Source organism: Paracoccaceae bacterium (genome assembly GCA_019454225.1).
Taxonomy (GTDB): Bacteria; Pseudomonadota; Alphaproteobacteria; order Rhodobacterales; family Rhodobacteraceae.
On the sequence record CP075370.1, the window covers coordinates 2,599,741 to 2,618,540 of the forward strand.

21 protein-coding genes are annotated in these 18,800 nt (G+C 70.3%); 12 read left to right on the forward strand and 9 right to left on the reverse strand.

Going from position 1 to position 18,800, the window contains the following annotated elements; all coding sequences use genetic code 11:
* Positions 1-25: 25 nt before the first annotated feature.
* Entirely contained in the window at positions 26-871 is an 846-nt protein-coding gene (locus KF887_12265) for an SH3 domain-containing protein (protein ID QYK40210.1), read from the reverse strand.
* A gap of 125 nt (positions 872-996) precedes the next feature.
* Between KF887_12265 and surE the strand changes: the two genes are divergently transcribed.
* From surE to KF887_12280, 3 genes are all read left to right on the forward strand, one after another.
* A complete protein-coding gene (surE, locus tag KF887_12270) occupies positions 997-1,785 on the forward strand; it encodes a 5'/3'-nucleotidase SurE (protein QYK40211.1) in 789 nt (262 codons plus the stop codon).
* Positions 1,782-2,447: a protein-L-isoaspartate(D-aspartate) O-methyltransferase gene (locus tag KF887_12275; protein QYK40212.1), complete on the forward strand. Its 666-nt coding sequence runs from the start codon at positions 1,782-1,784 to the stop codon at positions 2,445-2,447. The genes surE and KF887_12275 overlap by 4 nt, the downstream gene beginning before the upstream one ends.
* 147 nt (positions 2,448-2,594) lie before the next feature.
* Positions 2,595-3,740 carry a peptidoglycan DD-metalloendopeptidase family protein gene (locus KF887_12280; protein QYK43561.1) on the forward strand — a complete coding sequence of 382 codons (1,146 nt, stop codon included), beginning with the start codon at positions 2,595-2,597 and terminating at the stop codon, positions 3,738-3,740.
* Between the two features lie 7 nt (positions 3,741-3,747).
* Here the strand turns inward: KF887_12280 and KF887_12285 are convergent, their stop codons facing one another.
* On the reverse strand, positions 3,748-4,740 hold the full coding sequence (locus KF887_12285; GenBank protein QYK40213.1) for a Hint domain-containing protein: 993 nt from the start codon (positions 4,738-4,740) through the stop codon (positions 3,748-3,750).
* 144 nt (positions 4,741-4,884) lie between these two features.
* Here KF887_12285 and KF887_12290 point away from each other — a divergent pair, with 144 nt between their 5' ends.
* From KF887_12290 to KF887_12300, 3 genes are all read left to right on the forward strand, one after another.
* Positions 4,885-5,664: an SDR family oxidoreductase gene (locus KF887_12290; protein ID QYK40214.1), complete on the forward strand. Its 780-nt coding sequence runs from the start codon at positions 4,885-4,887 to the stop codon at positions 5,662-5,664.
* A gap of 88 nt (positions 5,665-5,752) precedes the next feature.
* Complete coding sequence (locus KF887_12295; protein QYK40215.1) at positions 5,753-7,366, forward strand: M10 family metallopeptidase C-terminal domain-containing protein; 1,614 nt, start codon at positions 5,753-5,755, stop codon at positions 7,364-7,366.
* A 168-nt stretch (positions 7,367-7,534) separates the two neighbouring features.
* The gene (locus KF887_12300) at positions 7,535-8,554 is read left to right on the forward strand and encodes an ABC transporter ATP-binding protein (GenBank protein ID QYK43562.1); all 1,020 of its coding nucleotides are present in this window, start codon (positions 7,535-7,537) and stop codon (positions 8,552-8,554) included.
* 13 nt (positions 8,555-8,567) lie between these two features.
* Here the strand turns inward: KF887_12300 and KF887_12305 are convergent, their stop codons facing one another.
* The 3 genes from KF887_12305 to KF887_12315 form a co-directional block, all read right to left on the reverse strand.
* Complete coding sequence (locus KF887_12305) at positions 8,568-9,260, reverse strand: YafY family transcriptional regulator (GenBank protein ID QYK40216.1); 693 nt, start codon at positions 9,258-9,260, stop codon at positions 8,568-8,570.
* Between the two features lie 30 nt (positions 9,261-9,290).
* Positions 9,291-9,662, reverse strand: a complete 372-nt coding sequence (locus KF887_12310; GenBank protein ID QYK40217.1) for a hypothetical protein — start codon at positions 9,660-9,662, stop codon at positions 9,291-9,293.
* Between the two features lie 61 nt (positions 9,663-9,723).
* Positions 9,724-10,083, reverse strand: coding sequence for an HTH domain-containing protein (locus KF887_12315; protein QYK40218.1), 360 nt, complete (start codon positions 10,081-10,083; stop codon positions 9,724-9,726).
* Positions 10,084-10,261: 178 nt separating this feature from the next.
* On the opposite strand from KF887_12315, the gene tatA reads away from it, so the two are divergent.
* From tatA to KF887_12335, 4 genes are read left to right on the forward strand one after another with little or no spacing between them, the layout of a single operon-like run.
* Entirely contained in the window at positions 10,262-10,474 is a 213-nt protein-coding gene (tatA, locus tag KF887_12320; GenBank protein ID QYK40219.1) for a twin-arginine translocase TatA/TatE family subunit, read from the forward strand.
* A 28-nt stretch (positions 10,475-10,502) separates the two neighbouring features.
* On the forward strand, positions 10,503-11,027 hold the full coding sequence (tatB, locus tag KF887_12325) for a Sec-independent protein translocase protein TatB (protein ID QYK40220.1): 525 nt from the start codon (positions 10,503-10,505) through the stop codon (positions 11,025-11,027).
* Positions 11,024-11,917, forward strand: a complete 894-nt coding sequence (gene tatC / locus KF887_12330) for a twin-arginine translocase subunit TatC (GenBank protein ID QYK40221.1) — start codon at positions 11,024-11,026, stop codon at positions 11,915-11,917. Before tatB ends, tatC begins: the two co-directional genes overlap by 4 nt.
* A complete protein-coding gene (locus KF887_12335; protein QYK40222.1) occupies positions 11,914-12,765 on the forward strand; it encodes an ATP-binding protein in 852 nt (283 codons plus the stop codon). The genes tatC and KF887_12335 overlap by 4 nt, the downstream gene beginning before the upstream one ends.
* 48 nt (positions 12,766-12,813) lie before the next feature.
* On the opposite strand, the gene KF887_12340 is transcribed toward KF887_12335, so the two are convergent.
* The 4 genes from KF887_12340 to fabD all read right to left on the reverse strand — a co-directional run bounded on the left by KF887_12340 (position 12,814) and on the right by fabD (position 16,058).
* Entirely contained in the window at positions 12,814-13,746 is a 933-nt protein-coding gene (locus KF887_12340; protein QYK40223.1) for an arginase family protein, read from the reverse strand.
* Between the two features lie 109 nt (positions 13,747-13,855).
* Positions 13,856-14,092, reverse strand: a complete 237-nt coding sequence (locus KF887_12345; GenBank protein ID QYK40224.1) for an acyl carrier protein — start codon at positions 14,090-14,092, stop codon at positions 13,856-13,858.
* Positions 14,093-14,262: 170 nt separating this feature from the next.
* A complete protein-coding gene (gene fabG, locus KF887_12350) occupies positions 14,263-15,000 on the reverse strand; it encodes a 3-oxoacyl-[acyl-carrier-protein] reductase (GenBank protein QYK40225.1) in 738 nt (245 codons plus the stop codon).
* A gap of 128 nt (positions 15,001-15,128) precedes the next feature.
* Positions 15,129-16,058: an ACP S-malonyltransferase gene (gene fabD / locus KF887_12355; GenBank protein QYK40226.1), complete on the reverse strand. Its 930-nt coding sequence runs from the start codon at positions 16,056-16,058 to the stop codon at positions 15,129-15,131.
* Between the two features lie 177 nt (positions 16,059-16,235).
* Between fabD and KF887_12360 the strand changes: the two genes are divergently transcribed.
* A complete protein-coding gene (locus tag KF887_12360; protein QYK40227.1) occupies positions 16,236-17,756 on the forward strand; it encodes a hypothetical protein in 1,521 nt (506 codons plus the stop codon).
* Positions 17,753-18,781, forward strand: coding sequence for an endonuclease/exonuclease/phosphatase family protein (locus KF887_12365; protein QYK40228.1), 1,029 nt, complete (start codon positions 17,753-17,755; stop codon positions 18,779-18,781). Before KF887_12360 ends, KF887_12365 begins: the two co-directional genes overlap by 4 nt.
* The last annotated feature ends 19 nt before the right edge of the window (positions 18,782-18,800 follow it).

An 18,800-nucleotide genomic window follows, 5' to 3' on the forward strand; every position in this document is an offset into this window, starting at 1 on the left:
CCGGGGCGGCGGGGGTGGCGCGGTCTCAGCCCCCGCGCAGGTAGCGGCCGCTGGCCCAGCCCGTCACCTCCACGCCGCCCAGTGTGCGCACCTGGCACCATCGCGTGCTGCCCGAGCTGCGGCAGCCGAGGTTGCGCACCCGTTCGCCCGGCCCGAGGGTGGCGAGGATACGGCCACGGGTGGAAGGCTCGGCGCGCAGGTTCAGCCGGTCACCCGCAGGCAGGCCCGCGACCACGAAGATGTCGCCTCCGCCCGGTGGCGGGCGCGGCGGCCCGGATTCCCGCAGGAAGCGGCCCGCGACCCAACCGGTCACGTCGATGCCCTCGGTCGAGCGGATGCGGCACCAGCGCGCGCCGCCGGTGGTGCGGCAGCCGAGGTTCTGCACGACCTCGCCCTCGCGCAGGGTCGCGAGGGCGGGCGACAGAGCCGAGGGTTCGCGCCGCACATTGAGACGGTCGCCCGGCGGCAGGCCGCGCACGGCATAGTAGTCGGGTCCGCCCGCCGGGTCTTCGGGCGGCGGGCGCAGGACGGCCTCGGTCACGAAATCGTCCTTCAGAAAGCCGCGCCTGGGCCGCGCCTCGCGCGTTTCCACCTCGCACCAGCGGCCGGTGATGTGGTTCGCGCAGCCGAGGCCGCGCAGCACCTGGCCGTGGCGCACATCGGCCACGGCCGGAAAGGCATTGGCCGGCCCCGCGCGCAGGCTGACCGTGCTGCCCGGCGAGATGCCGGTCACGACCAGATCGCCGGGCTGGGCTACCGCCTCGGCCCGGGCGGTCGCCTGCGCGAGCGCGCCCCCAGGCAGCAGCAGCGCCACGGCGAGGCACAGCGCCATCAGGACCCCCGGGCGGCTGCCGTCGTGTCGCTGTGCCATGGTCCGCCTCCCGCGCAGGTTGCACGAAGCGTCGCCCCGGCGCGCGATTCGGGCAAGCCCTGTGGCGAATGGGCGATTGCCGCCCTGCCCGCCCATCGTCTAGGAAGGGCATGCAAGGGGGCAGCATGCGCATTCTGATCACCAATGACGACGGCATCAACGCACCGGGGCTGGAGGTTCTGACCGCCATCGCCACCGAGATCGCGGGGCCGCAGGGCGAGGTCTGGACCGTCGCGCCCGCCTTCGAACAATCGGGCGTGGGCCATTGCATCAGCTATACCCATCCGATGATGATCGCGAAGCTGGGCCATCGCCGCTATGCGGCCGAGGGCAGCCCGGCCGACTGCGTGCTGGCGGCGCTTTACGACGTGCTGCAGGGCGGTCGGCCCGATCTGGTGCTGTCGGGGGTGAACCGGGGCAACAACGCGGGCGAGAACGTGCTGTATTCCGGCACCATCGGGGGCGCGATGGAGGCGGCGCTGCAGGGCCTGCCGGCCATCGCGCTGTCGCAGTTCCTGGGCCCCGAGACCGAGGGGCTGACCGACCCGTTCGAGGCCGCGCGTGCGCATGGCGCGACCGTGGTGCGCGACCTGCTGGACAAGGGCCTGTGGAACGGCGGCGATGACTACCGGCTGTTCTACAACGTGAACTTCCCGCCGATCCCGGCGGCGCGGGTGAAGGGCGTGAAGGTGGCGGCGCAGGGCTATCGGCGCGACAGCTTTTTCGGGGTCGAGCCGCATATCTCGCCCTCGGGACGCAAGTTCCTGTGGATCAAGGGCGGGCCGCAGCACACGCCGACGCTGCCCGGCACCGATGTGGCGGTGAACCTGGACGGGCATGTCTCGGTGACGCCGATGCGGGCCGACCTGACCGCCCATGACGCGCTGGCCGATCTGGAGCGCCGCCTGGCATGACCGAGACGGGCGGCGATGCGGATGACGATCCGGCCACCGCCAAGATGCGTTTCCTGTTTGCGCTGCGGTCGCGGGGCGTGACCGACACGCGGGTTCTGACGGCGATGGAACGCATCGACCGCGCACATTTCGTGCGCGGCCTGTTCGCCGCCCGCGCGCAGGAGGACATGCCCCTGCCGATCGCCTGCGGCCAGACGATCAGCCAGCCTTCGGTCGTGGGCATCATGACCCAGGCGCTGAACCCCGGGCCGCGCGACACGGTGCTGGAGGTGGGCACGGGGTCGGGCTATCAGGCCGCGATCCTGAGCCAGCTTGCCCGCCGGGTGTGGACGGTGGACCGCCACCGGCGGCTGGTGCGCGAGGCGGTCGAGGTGTTCCGCAGCCTGGGCCTTGCGAATGTGACGGCCTTTGCCGCCGATGGCAGCCACGGCCTGCCCGATCAGGCCCCGTTCGACCGCATCATTGTGACCGCTGCCGCCGAAGACCCGCCGGGGCCCCTGTTGGCACAATTGAAGATCGGCGGTATCATGGTGGTTCCGGTCGGCCAGTCGGATGCGGTGCAGAGCCTGATCAAGGTGACGCGGCGCACGGGCGGGTTCGACTATGAGGAACTGCGTGCGGTGCGTTTCGTGCCGCTGGTCGAGGGGCTTGCGGCGGACTGACCGCCGGAGCGACGCAAGGGTGCGACCCGGGGCCAACCCGGGCGCCGAAGGTGAGGCAGAGCGATGATCGACATTTCGCGCGTAGGCGCAGCGGTGCGGCCGGGGGCACGGGCCATGCGGGACCGGCGCCCGGGCCTTGCGAGGGCGATGTCGGCCTGCGGTGCGATGGCGCTGCTGCTGTCGGCCTGTTCGCCGACCGGGGTGCTGGACTGGGACCTGCGGGGCCGCGACCAGGGATCGACCGCCGAGGCGGCGCAGCGCGCCACCGCGCCGCGCCCGTCGCCGGATTCGCGGGGCGTGCTGTCCTATCCGGGCTATCAGGTGGCGATGTCGCGGCGCGGCGACACGGTGGCCAGCGTGGCGTCGCGCGTGGGCCTGACGCCCGAGGAACTGGCACGGGCCAATGCGCTGCAACCGGGCGACAGCCTGAGGGCGGGCGAAATCCTGGCGCTGCCCCGCCGCGTCGCCGAGGCCCCGGCTGCGGAGGGCGCGACCGCGGCGCCCGGCGCGGTGATCGGCGGGCCGATCGACGTGACGACGATCGCGGGCGCCGCGATCGACCGCGCGGCGCCGGCGGCCGCCCCTGCCGCGCCCGCCCCGGCAGCGGGGCCGGAACCGCGCCGCCACCGCGTCGCGCGGGGCGAGACGGCCTATTCGGTGGCGCGGCTCTACGGCGTCAGCGCGCGGGCGCTGGCCGACTGGAACGGGCTTGGCCCCGATCTGGCGTTGCGCGAGGGGCAGACGCTGCTGATCCCGACGGCGGCGGCGGCCCCTGCCCCGGCGGCGACGGCCGACGCCTCGGCCCCGGGGGCGGGATCGGCGACGCCGACACCACCCTCGGCCGCCCAGCCCCTGCCCGCCGAACGCCCGACGGCGGCCGCGGCCAAGCCGCCCGAGACGCCGCCATCGCCCGGGCTGGGTGCCACCCGGACGCCCGCCTCGGCCGCGCGCATGGCGATGCCGGCGGAGGGGCGGATCATCCGGCCCTATGCCAAGGGCCGCAATGACGGGATCGACATCGCGGCCGCCGCAGGCAGCCCGGTGCGCGCCGCCGCCGACGGGACGGTGGCCGCGATCACCAAGGACACGGATCAGGTGCCCATCGTGGTGATCCGGCACGAGGGCAACCTGCTGACCGTCTATGCCGGGATCGACGCCCTGTCGGTGACGCGCGGGGCCACGGTGAAACGCGGCCAGCAGATCGCGGTGATCCGACGCGCCGACCCGGCCTTCCTGCATTTCGAGGTCAGGCGCGGGGCGGATTCGGTCGATCCGGTGGAGTTCCTGCAGTAGCGGGGGGCTAGCGCCCGCCGCCCTGCCCCGCCCCCAGGCCCAGCATCCCCGCGATGGCAGCCATCGCCCGGGTGTCGGCCTCGGTGCCGAAGTGCTGGCTTTGCCGCAGGCCCGGCAGGCTGGCTGTCACCTCATCCGCCAGCCCGGCGGGCAGGCGCGGCACGGTCGCTTCGTTGACCAGCAGGCTTTCGACGGGAATGCCCTCGGCATAGATGATCTCGTGCCGGTCGAAGACCAGGCCGAAGTAGTCGACGAAGCCGCCTTCGCGCGCCCATACCGCCTCGCCGTCGATCAGGTGGCGGGCCTGCACCAGAACCTCGGCGGTGGGCAGCGCGGGGTCGCGGCGGCGGAGATAGAGGAAGATGCGGTGGTGCGGCCCCACCGCCAGGTCGTCGGCGTTGCCAAGCGTGCCCTTGCCGATCACCACCGGGGCAAAGGCGCCGACCGCGCGCAGCGTTGCCTGGCCCAGCCAGCGCAGCGGCTGGCGCCCGTGGTCGCGCGTCAGCACCAGATCGCCGGGGCGCAGCGTCTCGACCGGCCGCTGGCTGCCGTCGCCCATCGTCACGCGGGTGCCGCGCGCGAAGGAAAGGCTCATCAGGTCGGCGAGGGGCAGCGCCGCGGGCGTCGCATCGACGGTGACAAGCGTGTGGTCTGCCCGGGGCACCACCGGGGCCAGCGGCAGGGCAAAGAGATCGCCGCCCACATCCAGCAGCAGCACGTCCACCCCGTCGCCTTCGGGGCCGAGGAGGCGGTAGCGCGCGCGCACGATGACCGTTTCGCCGGGACGGCCGACCTCGGACCCCGGGGCGACGCGCTGGCCTTGACCATCGCGCAGGAAGGACAGGTGGCGGGGCAGCGCGTCGGGGTCGAGCCAGTAGACATCGCCGGTGCAGACATCCTCGGGGCCGGTCAGCCCGTCCCCCTGCGCGACACCCTGCCGGACGTAGAGATCATCGGCGGCGAAAACGGCACAGGTCTGGACGGGGACGGGTTCGGACACGGATCACCTGACATTCTGCGGTCCTGCGGGCCGCCGGATGCCCCGGCGCTAGCAGAGCGGGGCGCCGCGCGTCAACCTTTCCGGGGGCTTGGCCTGCGGGGGCCGGGCTGCTAGGGCACGGGAGATGCAGGACAGGAGGACGGGATGGATCTGGGTATCGGCGGCAGGCGGGCACTGGTCTGCGCGGGGTCGAAGGGGCTGGGGCGCGGCTGTGCCGAGGCGCTGGCGTCGGCGGGCGTCGACATCGTCCTGAATGCGCGGGGCGCGGCGGTGCTGGAGGCGACGGCCGAGGCGATCCGCGCGGCACATGGCGTCACTGTCACGGCGGTCGCGGCCGACATCACCACGCCCGAGGGCCGGGCCGAGGTGCTGGCGGCGGCGGGAGAGGTGGACATCCTGGTGACCAACGCGGGCGGGCCGCCCCCCGGCCTGTGGTCGGACTGGAGCCGCGACGATTTCATCCGCGCGCTGGATGCCAACCTTCTGACGCCGGTGGCGCTGATGCAGGCCATGCTGCCCGGGATGATCGGGCGGGGCTGGGGACGGGTGGTCAACATCACCTCGCAATCGGTCAAGGCGCCGATCCCCCAGCTGGGCCTGTCGAACACGGCGCGGGCCGGGCTGACGGGATTTGTCGCGGGAACCGCGCGGCAGGTCGCGCAGCATGGCGTGACGATCAACAACCTGCTGCCCGGAATCCATGACACGGACCGCGCCGTGGCGCTGGATGCGGGGGCGGCGCGGGCCGCCAACAGCTCGGCCGAGGACGCGCGGCGTGCGCGCGAGGCCACGATCCCGGCGCGGCGATACGGCACCGCGGCCGAGTTCGGCGCGGCCTGCGCCTTCCTCTGTTCGGTGCATGCCGGGTTCATCGTCGGGCAGAACATCCTGCTGGATGGCGGCGCCACGAATGCCACGATCTGACGGCAGGAACCGGGGGGGCCCGCAAGGGACTTTACCGGGATGAGTGTATGTCGCTAGCCTCTCGCAACCCGGGCGAGAGGAGGCGCGCATGCCCACACATTTCCAGGCCAGCAACGCGTTTCTGACGGGAACGGGCTATACGTTCCAGAACCCGGGCGACAGTCTTGTGCTGTTGCCCAACTTCTTCATGCTGAACCCCGAGGGGTCGGTTATCCATGCCGCAGACACGCTGAGCGACATCGGCGTGACGCTTTTCGGCACTGTTGCGTCCGGCGAGGCGATCGCGGTGTCGCTGGAGGCGCAGGGATCGGTGCTGGTCATCGGGGCGGCGGGCGCGGTCAGCGCGTCGCATCCCACGGGCGCCGCCTCGGCGGTGTCGATGTCGGGGGGGTGGTCGAGCTTCACGAATCGCGGAACGGTCAGCAGCACCAGCAGCAGCGCGGGCGCCGTCTCGATCCTGGGGGTGGCGTCGACGGGGGTGAACCATGGCGTGCTGTCGGGAATGGCGCATGGCCTGCTGTTTGCCGGGGGCGGCGGGTTCACGAACCACGGCGACATCGCGGGCAGCGCACATCTGAGCAATGGCGTGGTGCTGGAGGGGACGGCCACCTTCGTGAACACAGGGCGCATCACGGTCGGCGCTTCGGCATCGTCCGCGGCCATCAGCGGCGAGGCCGGCGGGATCCTGTCGATCACCAACAGCGGATCGATCCTGGGGCTGAACGGCTGGGCGCTGACGGCCGCGCAGACCGTGACGCTGGCGAACACAGGGCTGATGGCCGGGGCGCAGGGCATCGCGCTGGGGTCGGGCCACGACCGGGTAACCAACACCGGACGCATCGAGGGGCCGGTCGACCTGGGCGCCGGCGACGATGTGTTCGACACGATCGGTGGCACCGTGGCGGGGCCCGTGGCGGGCGGGGCGGGCAATGACCTGTACCGGATCGGGGCCATTCCGGTGGCGATCGTCGAGCTTGCCGGCGGCGGACAGGACACCATCGAGGCGGCGGTCGACTGGGACCTGGGCGCGACGCCCGAGGTCGAGGCGCTGGTGCTGCTGCCGGGCGGGGTGATCGGGTCGGGCAACGCGCTGGACAACCAGATCATCGGCAATGCGGCGCGCAACCGGCTTTATGGTGGCGATGGCAACGATACGGCATGGGGCGGGGCGGGCGACGATCTGATCCACGGCGGGCGCGGCGACGACAGCGCATCGGGCGGCGAGGGCGACGACCGCATCGCGGGCCAGGCCGGGCGCGACACGCTCCATGGCGACAATGGTGACGACACGCTGCTGGGCGGTGGTGGCAACGACCTCCTCTATGGCGGCGACGGCGACGATCTGCTGGTGGCGGGCGGCGGGCGCGACCGGCTGTGGGGCGGGCTGGATGCCGACATCTTCCAGTTCCGCACGGTGGCGGATTCCCCGGTGGGCAGCAGCCTGCGCGATACGGTCGAGGATTTCGAGATCGGGGTCGACCTGATCGACCTGTCGATGATCGACGCCAACACCACCGTCACCGGCGACCAGGCCTTTGTCTGGATCGGCACCGGCGCATTCACCGGCGTCGCGGGGCAGTTGCGGTTGCAGGCGGGGGCGAGCAGCAGCCTGCTGGGCGACGTGAATGGCGACGGGGTGGCGGATTTCGAGATCCTGATGCGGAACGTGGCGGCCATGACCGACAGCGACCTGATCCTGTAGGATGTGACGCGGGGCCCGCCCCTTGTCGCGGTTGGTCCCGGCTGCTAGGACCGCCCAAATCCTTACGGTTTTGGTGGAGAACCGGTGCCCCTCACACAGCACGACCGACCGGAGGCCGCGGCCCCTGCCCGGCTGGCCGTCACCGGGCTGACCCGGCGGCTGGGCGGCATGGCCGTGGTGGACGACCTGTCGCTGCGGGTGGCGGCCGGTCAGGTGACCTGCCTGCTCGGGCCTTCGGGATGCGGCAAGTCAACGACGCTGCGGATGATCGCGGGGGTGGACCGCCCGGACGCGGGCGAGGTCGCGATCGACGGGCGCGTGATGTCGGGTGCCGGGCAGTTCATGCCACCCGAGTCCCGCGGCGTGGGGCTGATGTTTCAGGACTTCGCGCTGTTCCCGCATCTGACGGTCGCGCAGAACGTGGGCTTCGGCCTGCGCGGCGACCGGGCGGCGCGGGATGCGCGGGTCGGCGAACTGCTGGAACGGGTGAACCTGACCGGTTTTGCCGCCAAGCATCCGCATGAACTGTCGGGGGGAGAACAGCAGCGGGTGGCGCTGGCGCCGCGTCCGCGCGTGATGCTGATGGACGAGCCGTTCAGCGGGCTGGACAACCGCCTGCGCGACGGCATCCGCGACACCACGCTGGACATCCTGAAGGACGAGGGTGCGGCGGTGGTTCTGGTGACCCACGAACCGGACGAGGCGCTGCGGATGGGCGACGAGATCGCGCTGATGCGCGGCGGCCGGATCGTGCAGCGCGGCAGCCCCTACAACATCTACAACGCCCCCGCCGACCGCGCGGCCGCCGCGTTCTTCAGCGATGTGAACGTAATCCGCGGAACGTCGCGCGGCGCGCTGACCGAAACGCCGTTCGGCGCCTTCCTGACGCCGGGCCACGCCGATGGCGCCGAGGTCGAGATCGTGATCCGCCCGCAGCATCTGAAGATCGACTTCGACCGCGGCGGGCGGGGTCCGAACCCCACCCCGCAGGACGGCACGCCCGCGCGGGGCACGGTGCTGAGGGCGCGCTATCTGGGGCGCGAGAGCCTGGTGGATTTCCGCATGGATTTCGACGGTGGGCGGCTGACAGCCTCGGTTCCCGGGGTCTTCCTGCCAAGGCCGGGCACGGTGCTGTGGCTGATGATCCGCCGCGACCGGTGCTTCGTGTTTCCCGCCGCAGCGCGATAGCGCGGTCCGGCCGCTACCCTTGCAGGCCGACCGCAGGCCCGCTACGCGCCTGCCAGGCGGCCAGGTCGCGCCCGGGTTCGCGGACGAAGGGGTGGTCATGAACCTGGCAGTCCGCGATCCGGTCCAGCCGGAAGCTGCGGAAATCGCCGCGCAGGTCGCAGAACGCCGCCAGCGTCCAGACCCGTCCCCAGAATTCAAGCTGCAGCGGGCGGATGTCGCGCGCGGTGGCGCGGCTGGTTTCGTCGCAATAGTCGATGCGCGTGGCCAGGCCATCGCGCACCGCCCGGCGCAGGGCCGCCAGATGGCGGGCCCCCGTCTCGGTCTCGGTGGCGGTATAGACAAAGGGTGCCGGACCCGGCGCCGCGGCCAGCCGCGGCGGCAGGGCCGCGACGATCTTGGCCGTCAGGTTCCCGGCCGCGCGGGCAAGCCCCGGGTCCGCCCCCCGCGCCACCAGCGCCGCGCCCAGCCGCAGCGCCTCGATTTCCTCGACCGTCAGGGTCAGCGGCGGCAGGTCCACCGACTCGCGCAGCATGTAGCCCAGGCCCCGCTCGCCCTCGACCGGCCAGCCTGCGGCCTGCAGGCGCGCCATGTCGCGCCAGACCGTGCGGGTCGATACCTCCAGCCGGTCAGCGATGGCGCGGGCGGTGTGCAACCGCCCGTCGCGCAGGATCTGGATCAGGTCGAACAGGCGCGTGGTCTGCGGCATGGCCCAACCTGTCGCGGCCCTTTGGCGGCGTCAATCCATGCGCCAGCGCAGGGCATCGTGGCGCATGGTCAGGCTGTCCATGTCAATCAGGGCGACAAAGGCACCGAAGGCAGGTTCGGCGGTCATCGCCTGCGCACCGGCCTGCGCGGCCCCCAGCGACGACCATTCCACAAGATCGGTCCAGACGCCGCCCTCGGCCCGCACAAGACGGCGCGCGACAAAGCCGGGTGCGGTCCGCAGCGGCGGTTCGGTCGCGGCTGCGGCGGCCAGGAAATCGGCCTCGGGCGTTCCGGCGACAAGGCGGAAGGACACCACCTCGATCACCGGGCCGTCGCCCGCTGCGCGGGCGGCGTCGGGGGCGGCAAGGGCAAGCGTCGGGACAAGGCAGGGCAGAAGGCGCATCGGGGAACTCCGTCTGGGTTGCTGGTGCGCCCTTATGGACGGCGCCTGCCGACAGGGTGTGTCAGTTGCCGTGGGGGTCCGGCACGTCGGCCTGCGGCAGGAGCATCGCGATCTTGGCCAGCAGGCTTTTCGCGCCGCGCGCGCGCACGCCCTGCTCTGCGGCCTGATCGTTCAGCCCGGCCACGAGCGCGTCCAGTTCGTCCTGCGTCAGCATCAGCGGCGGCAGCATCAGCGGCGCCCGCAGGATATAGCCAAGCCCCCTGCCCCCGGTCACCGGCAGTCCGGTCGCCGCCATCACCGCCATGTCGCGCCAGATCGTCCGGGTCGAGACGCCCAGCGCGGCGGCCAGTTCCGCCGCAGTGTGCAGCCGTCCGTCGCGCAGGATGCGGATCAGGGCATAGATGCGGTCATCGCGCTTCATCGCGGCAGGGTCGGGCCAGTCCGGGCGCGGGTCAACGGGGGATACTGACAAAATACTGTCAGTTGCCTGCGCGCAGCGCCGCCTTCTGCTTTGCGGGGGGGAAGCGAAGGGGCTAGACCGTCGTTCATGACAGGTCCCGCCCGTCGCGGGGCATCGGGCATCCACAGGGAGATCCCCCATGCTGAACAATATCGGCCTTCCCGGCCTTCTTCTGATCGCGGTTGTCGTGCTTGTGCTGTTCGGGCGCGGCAAGATCTCGTCGCTGATGGGCGAGGTGGGCAAGGGCATCACCGCCTTCAAGCGCGGCGTGAAGGAGGAGACGGCGGAAATCGAGGCCGCCGCCAAGGACGCGCGCGACGTGACGCCCACCGCCGACAAGGACAAGGTCTGAGGCTCTGCCCGGAACGGGATGAAACGCGATGTTCGACATCGGCTGGACCGAGCTTCTGCTTATCGGGATCGTGGCGCTGATCGTGATCGGCCCGAAAGACCTGCCCGAAATGTTCCGCACCCTGGGCCGGTTCACCGCCAAGGCGCGCGGGATGGCGCGCGAGTTCTCGCGCGCGATGGAGGCGGCGGCTGACGAATCCGGCGTGAAGGACGTGGCCAAGGACATCCGCAACGCCGCGAACATGCCCAAGACGGGCATGGATGCGGTGAAGGAAGCGGCGCGCAAGTTCGAGACCTGGGATCCGCTGAAGGCGACCAAGGCCGCCGCGCCCAAGGCTGCGAAGGCCGCATCCACCGTCGCCGATCCCGGGGCCGCCGATCCCGGGGCCGTCGAACCGGCACCGGCCCCCGCGCGCCCGATGGGCCCGGCGACACAGGCCCTGGCCGAGGCGCAGGCCGCCAAGCGCGCCGAGGCCGAGGCGCAGGCCGCCACGCTGCGTCAGGCGCGCAGCCCGGGCAAGGCGGGTGACACGACCGAGGGCACGGACGGATGAGCCAGACGGATGACATCGACGACAGTTCCGCCCCGCTGATCGAGCACCTGGCCGAACTTCGCAACCGGCTGATCAAGTCGGTGATCGCCTTCCTGATCGGCATGGTGATCTGTTTCACCGTGTGGAACCCGATCTTCAATTTCCTGACGAATCCGATCTGCTCGGCGCTGGCCGAACGCGGCCAGGACTGCGGGCTTTACCTGATCAAGCTGCAGGAAGGGTTCTTTGTGGCCATCCGGATCTCGCTTCTGGGCGGCTTCGCGCTGGCATTCCCGGTGATCGCCTTCCAGATGTGGCGCTTCGTGGCGCCGGGCCTGTACAAATCGGAAAAGGGCGCCTTCCTGCCCTTCCTGGTCGCCTCGCCGGTCATGTTCGCACTGGGGGCGGCCTTTGCGTTCTATGGGGTCCTGCCGCTGGCCTTCGACTTTTTCCTGAACTTCCAGCAGTTCGGACCCGCCGTCGTGCCCGAAGGTGCCGAGGCGGGCGCCGTGGCGGCGGTGGAGCCGGGGGCTGCCGGCATCCTGTTCCAAGGCTCGATGGAGGAATATCTGTCGCTGACCACCAAGTTCATCATGGCCTTCGGCATCTGTTTCCAGCTGCCGGTGCTGCTGACCCTGATGGGCAAGGCGGGGCTGGTGTCGGCGGCCGGGCTGAAGTCGGTGCGCAAATACGCGGTCGTGGGCATTCTGGTTCTGGCCGCGATCGTGACGCCGCCGGACGTGATCACCCAGGTGATCCTGTTCACCGTGGTCTTCGGGCTTTACGAGATCTCGATCTTCCTTGTCTCGGGCATCGAGCGTCGGCGCGAGGCGCGGCTGCGGGCCGAGGGGCTGTGGGTGGACCCGGAACCCGATGACGAGACCCCCGACGTCCCGAAGGGCAAGGCATGAGCGAGGCGACGCTGGAACGCATTGCGGCGGCGCTTGAGCGGATGAGCCCGCCGCCCGCCCCGGCCCCCGATTTTGCGGCGGCCGATGCCTTTGTCTGGCACACGGGCCCAGACCGCCTGGACCCGGTTGATCAGGTGGCGCGCGTGGATCTGTCGCTGCTGGTGGGGGTGAACCGGTCGCGCGACACATTGCTGGCCAACACCCGGGCCTTTGCCGGGGGCCTGCCGGCGAACAACGCCCTTCTGTGGGGCGCGCGGGGGATGGGGAAGTCATCGCTGGTCAAGGCGGTGCATGCCGCGGTGCGGGCCGAGGGGCTGGCGCTGGTGCTGGTCGAACTCAGCCGCGATGACCTGCCTTCGGTGACGCGGCTGCTGCGGCATCTGCGGGCGGCGGCGGACCGGCGGTTCATCCTGTTCTGCGACGACCTGTCGTTCAGCCACGACGACCAGCACTACAAGTCGCTGAAGGCGGTGCTGGACGGCGGGATCGAGGGGCGGCCCGGGAACGTGATCTTCTACGCCACGTCGAACCGGCGCCACCTGATGCCGCGTGACATGATCGAGAACGAGCGGTCCACCGCGATCAGCCCTTCCGAGGCGGTCGAGGAAAAGGTATCCCTGTCGGACCGGTTCGGCCTGTGGCTGGGTTTCCACCCCTGCACGCAGGACGAATACCTGGAGATGATCCGGGGCTACTGCGCCGCGCATGGGCTGAGCGTCGACGAGGCCGCGCTGCGGGCCGAGGCGATCGAATGGCAGGCGACCCGCGGCGCGCGGTCAGGGCGGGTGGCCTGGCAGTTCTTCCTCGACCTCGCCGCACGGCACGGGGTGCGGCTGGCGGCGGGCTGATCGCCGGGCATCCCCGGCTCTCCCGGCCGCGGCGGGCCATGCAGACGCTCAGCCCGACTGCCGCGCGATGATGCCCAGCACCGTTGCCAGCAGCTGCGCGGCCAGCATCGCTCCCTGACCGTCAATGTCGCGCGCGGGCATCAGTTCGACCATGTCGAAGGCCACGATCCGGCCCCGCGCCGCCGCACCGGCGATCAGGTCGACGACATGCCAGTAGGTCAGCCCTCCGGCCGTGCGCCCGATGGCGGCGGGCATGATCGCCGGGTCGAGCGCATCGACATCAAGGCAGATCGCAATGTCCGACCCCGGGGGAATCGCCGCGAGTGCCGCGTCCGTTCCGTCACGGAATACCCGGGAGGCCGGCACGAACACCACGCCGCGCGCCTGCGCATCGGCCAGATCGCCCGGACGGGCCGAACCGATGCCGCGCTGGCCCACCTGGATCATCGTGCCGACATGCGCCATCTCGGACGCGCGGCGCATGGTGGATGACAGGCCCAGCCGTTCGCCCGCGACCTCATCACGCCAGTCGACATGCGCGTCGATCTGAAGGATCGTCAGCGGGCGATCCCGACCCGACAGCGCCTGCAGCATCGGAATGGGAAGCGAGTCGTCGCCCCCCAGCAGAACCGGCACCGCACCCCGCGCCGCGATCCCCGACACCGCGCGACGCAGCCGGTCGCGGTTGCCATCGGGATCATCCGGCGTGACCGGCACATTGCCGGCGTCCGCGATCGTCACCCCGGGCGGCAGGACCGGGCCGCCAAGATCGAAGTTCACGTGGTGCAGGTTCGCGGCATAGGCGGCGCCCGCCGCCCGGATCGCGGCGGGACCACCCTCGCAGTAGAACCCGACCGAGGCATAGGGCGTGCAGCCGTCGGCCCCCAGGATCACGGCGCGATGCGCTGTCCGCCCGTCATCGGCGGGCAGGCCCATGAAGGTCTCGGCCCCGCCCCCGAACATTTCCGCAAGCGTCGCCATGCGCCCCGCCCCCAAATCTGTCACGCACGCCAGACTGCGACGGCAGCACGGGCACGGCAAATGAAAAGGGCGCCCGAAGGCGCCCTGTCCGCATCGCGCGGTGCGGCTGTCAGGCCTGCGCCTCGCTGATGAACTTCACGGCGTCGCCGAAGGTCTGGATGGTCTCGGCGGCGTCATCGGGGATCTCGATCCCGAATTCCTCTTCGAAGGCCATCACAAGCTCGACCGTGTCGAGGCTGTCGGCGCCGAGGTCATCGATGAACGAGGCATTCTCGGTCACCTTGTCCTCTTCGACGCCCAGATGCTCGACGACGATCTTCTTCACGCGGTCGGCGATGTCGCTCATGTTCCGTCCTCTTGCTGCGGGCCCTCACGTCCCGGTCCGTCTGTCCCTGTCCCGAGGGGCGTTGGCGCCCCGTCTCCCGCAGTGTTCGACACCCCGGGCGAGTCCTGCGCGCCTATAGCAAGCGTCCGGGGGCAAGGCAAACCCTTTCCCGATGCCGGGCGATGGGCCGGTCAGACCATCGCCATCCCGCCGTTGACGTGCAGCGTGGCACCGGTGACATAGGCGGCCTCGGGGCTGGCCAGATACAGCACGGCCGCCGCAACCTCGACCGCCTCGCCCATGCGGCCAGCGGGCACGCCGGACAGCAGACCCTTCTTCTGGTCTTCGGTCAGCTTGTCGGTCATCGCGGTCGCGATGAAGCCGGGCGCCACGCAGTTGACCGTGATGCCCCGGCTGGCCACCTCACCGGCAAGCGATTTGGACATGCCCACAAGCCCGGCCTTGGCGGCGGCATAGTTGGCCTGTCCCGGGTTGCCGCCGGTTCCGACAACCGACGTGATGTTGATGATGCGGCCCCAGCGCGTCTTCATCATGCCCCGAAGCACGCCGCGCGACAGCCGGAACGCCGCCGTCAGGTTGACGTCGATCACGGCCTGCCAGTCGTCATCCGACATCCGCAGCATCAGGCCGTCCCGGGTGATGCCCGCATTGTTCACCAGGATATCGACCTGGCCCATCGCCTCGGCCGCGCGCTTCGGCAGGGCCTCGACGGCGGCGGGGTCGGACAGGTCGCAGGTCAGCACATGCGCGCGGCTGCCCAGCGCTTCGGCCAGGGCGACCAGCGGGGCCTCGCGGGTGCCGGACAGGGCGACCGTCGCGCCTGCGCCATGCAGGGCGCGGGCAATCTCGCCGCCGATCCCGCCGGAGGCTCCGGTCACCAGAACGCATTTTCCCGTCAGATCGAACATGGTCGCCGAACCCTCCCTGAAACAATCGCGCCCTGCCCTATCAAAGCCGCGCAGGTTCCGCTACCCGACAGCTAATCGGTCGGCGCAAAGCGCGATACCTGACGTTTCCGGCATGGCTGGAAGGCGGGTCAGCCCCGGGCGGCGGCCACATCGTCGGCGGTGCCCACGGCGCGGGTCGCCGCCTCCTTCTGGATCCGGCGGATCATGCCGGACAGCGCCTTGCCGGCGCCGATCTCCCAATAGTCGGTGACGCCTGCGCGCGCCATCCACTCGACGCTTTCGCGCCAGCGCACGGCCCCGGTGACCTGGGCGATCAGCAGGTCGCGGAAACGGTCGGGTTCGGTGACGCCCTCGGCGCGCACGTTCACCACGACCGGCACGACCGGCGCCGAGATCACGACCCCCGCCAGCGCCTCGGCCATGCGGGCGGCGGCAGGCTGCATCAGGGCGCAATGGAACGGTGCCGAGACGGGCAGCAGGATGGCACGTTTCGCGCCGCGCGTCCGGGCGATCTCGACCGCACGCTCCACCGCGCCCCGGTGCCCCGACACCACGACCTGCGCGGGATCGTTGTCGTTCGCGGCCTGGCAGATCTCGCCCTGGGCTGCCTCGGCCGCGACTTCGGCGGCGGTGGCATAGTCGAGGCCCAGAAGCGCCGCCATCGCCCCCACGCCGACCGGCACCGCCTGCTGCATCGCCAGACCGCGCAGCCGCAACAGGCGCGCGGTGTCGGACAGGGTCAGCGCCCCGGCGGCGCACAGCGCCGAGTATTCGCCCAGGCTGTGCCCGGCCACGAAATCCGCCGTGCCGACCAGCGGCATCCCCTCGGCCGCAAGCGCCGCCAGCGCCGCCATCGAGGTGGCCATCAGCGCAGGCTGCGCATTCTCGGTCAGCGTCAGCCGGTCGAGATCGCCCTCCCAGATCAGGGCCGACAGGTTTTCGCCCAGTGCCGCGTCGACCTCGTCAAAGACGGCGCGCGCGGCGGGCCATCCTTCGGCCAGCGCCCGCCCCATGCCCACCGTCTGTGCCCCCTGCCCCGGAAAGACAAATGCCCGCATCCCGCCAATACCCCCCGCAATCATCAGCAATTCGCCCCGGGCGCATAGCCTGTGCCGCGCGCCCACGCAATCACCAGTGCAAGATCGCACCGATGGCAAAACCGACCGATAGCCTGTGGCGCGCCGTCAAATCCAGGATAGGCTGCATCAGGAATCGTGCGTACGGGGTTGCGGGCCATGATCGGCATTCTGGAAAACTGGTGGCGGACAGCGGGGCAAAATCCGGTTCCGGTATCGCTGTTCGCACTCGGGATCGGGGCGACGCTCTGCGTCGCGGGGCTGAGCCTTGGGCTGATGCACGTGACCTTTCACGGCGTGGTCGCCGATGTGCCGCTGAGCGGTTTCCGGACCGGAATGGTGAAGAACGTCGGCTTTCTATACGCACCCAACTGGGGCGTATCCTGCATCGTGTTCATCCCGCTGATCCTGCTGTTCCTGTGCGCGGCGCGGGGAACGATCGAGCCCACGCTCGAAGCGCTGGTGGACCGCGAACTGATCCGTCGGGTTGACGGCGCCCCGGTCGACAAGGCGGCATTCATCGGGTCTTGGAACGCGCTTGCCCGGCGCTGCCTATGGGTCTTTCCGGTCGTCTTCGTTCTGGTGTTCTGGCTGATCATCGTCGAGGACTTCGTGCCGGTTGTCCTGCGATGGCTCAACCAGCCCGAGGTGGCGGCAGGGGTAATCCCCACCATCAGCCTCAGCCACGGAACCTATGAATTCGACTGGTCGGTGGCGGCGCTGTTCCCCGGCAGCGGTGTCGATCCGACCGCCAACATCCTGTTCTCCGGCGCCGCCTATATCTGGGTCGCGCTGATATTCGCCTCGGTGATGGTCGCGGGACTGTTCTGGTTCGCTGCCTTGCCGATGTTTCTCGGGGCGGGATCGCTGGCGCGTCAGGGCCTGCTTCTGGTGCCAGACCCCTATGTTCACGACGATCGCTGCGGTTTCGAGGTCTTCGAGCCGCTGTTCTTCTACCTCTGCGTCGCGGGACTGCTGACCGCGTTCATGGCGCTTGGGGTCCACCTGCAGAACGTGTTCCTGCGTGCGCCGGATTTCTCGGATCTGCATGACATGGTCTTCGGATCGCTGGCGGCGGCCGTCCGCGACATGTCGGGGTTCAGGGACATCGGCACGGTCATTGACCGCCTGCTTTCGGTCGGGGCCGCGATGGACGTGCAGACCGTGAACCTGCAATTCGTGCTGACCGGGATCGGACTGTTTCTGATCATGCTGATCGTTGTCGGTCTGATGACCGTCTGGCTTTACGTCGCGGCGCTGAGCGGGCGCACGCGGCGCCTTGCCATGCTGCGCCAGGGGCCAGAGGCCGGGTTGACCGATGATCAAAGACGCGCGCTCGCCCGGCGGCTGCGGCGCATCCGGGTCTGGCCGGTGAGATGGATGTCGCTTGGCCTGTTTGTCACCTATATCGCGCTGATCGTCGGGGCGATGGTTTTCGTGAACCTGCTGGGTGTGGTGATCATGGCCCTGTTCGTGCAGCTTGCGGCCAACGTCATACGCTATGCCGCAAACACGGGCGGCGACGACGAGGAGGACCCTGTGGCCGCACCAGTTGTCGCCCCCCCGCCGCCGGCCGCGGCGCCCACGCCCGCCAGCCCCCCGGCCGCCGCCGATCCGGTTGATGTGATGCAGGCTCCTGGCATGGCCGTCGCCACCCCCGACCCGCACAAAGAGGCATGAGGCGCGTGACCATCCTGCTCGTCTGCCTTGGCGCGCTTTCCGCGCTTGCCGCCTGCGCCATCGCGAACCGGTTCAACACGCCGCCCGCGTTGCAGACCGCCGATATCCAGGGGATCGACCGCGCCACCCGCGGCATGCCTGACCGGCTGACCGTCACGACGTGGAACATCGGCTATGCGGGCATGGGCGCCGAATCCGACTTCGTGCTGGATCTGGGGGAACAGAGACGCCCGCTCTCGGGCGCGCTTGTCGATCGGAACCTTGCCGAAATCACCCGGTTCCTGCGCGATCTGGACAGCGATATCGTGCTGCTGCAAGAGGTTGCCCGACCGTCCTGGGTGACCTGGGGCCGGGATGTGCTTGCCGGGGTCGTGAGCGCCCTGCCCGGCCATGCGCATTTCTTCTGGCCCGACATCCAGACACTCGGCATCCCGCGACCGTTTCGCGTCGAGGTCGGGAATGCCGTCTTTTCCCGGATCCGTCCGACGGCCGCGGAATGGCGCGGCCTGCCGCTGGAGCCCACCTTCCAGCTTGGCGTGTTCCGCAAGGGCTACCGCATGCACATCCTTCGCATCGACGAGAGCCGGAGCTGGGTGATCATCAACATCCATCTGAGCACCTTCGACAGTGTCGAGGATGACGTGCGCGCGAAGCAGGTGACGGCGTTGATGGCCTTTGCGGAACAGGAATACCGCAAGGGAAACCACGTGGTCATCGGGGGCGACTGGAACCTGAGACTGGTGGCCACGCGGTTCCCCGACACGACCGAGGAACGGTTCAAGTTCTGGATCCGCGACCTGCCAAGACAGCTGATCCCGGAGGGCTGGACCATCGCGGCCGATCCATCGGTGCCAAGTGTCCGCACGGCGCACAAGCCCTATGTGGCGGGCGAAAACCATGTGCTGGTCATCGATGGCTTCATCGCGTCGCCGAATGTCGCGGTACGCGGGGTCGCGGGCACGGACCTCGGGTTCCGCCACAGTGACCACCAGCCTGTGACGGCGGTTTTCGAGGCACGACGCTGAGGCATGCGATGCACAGGGG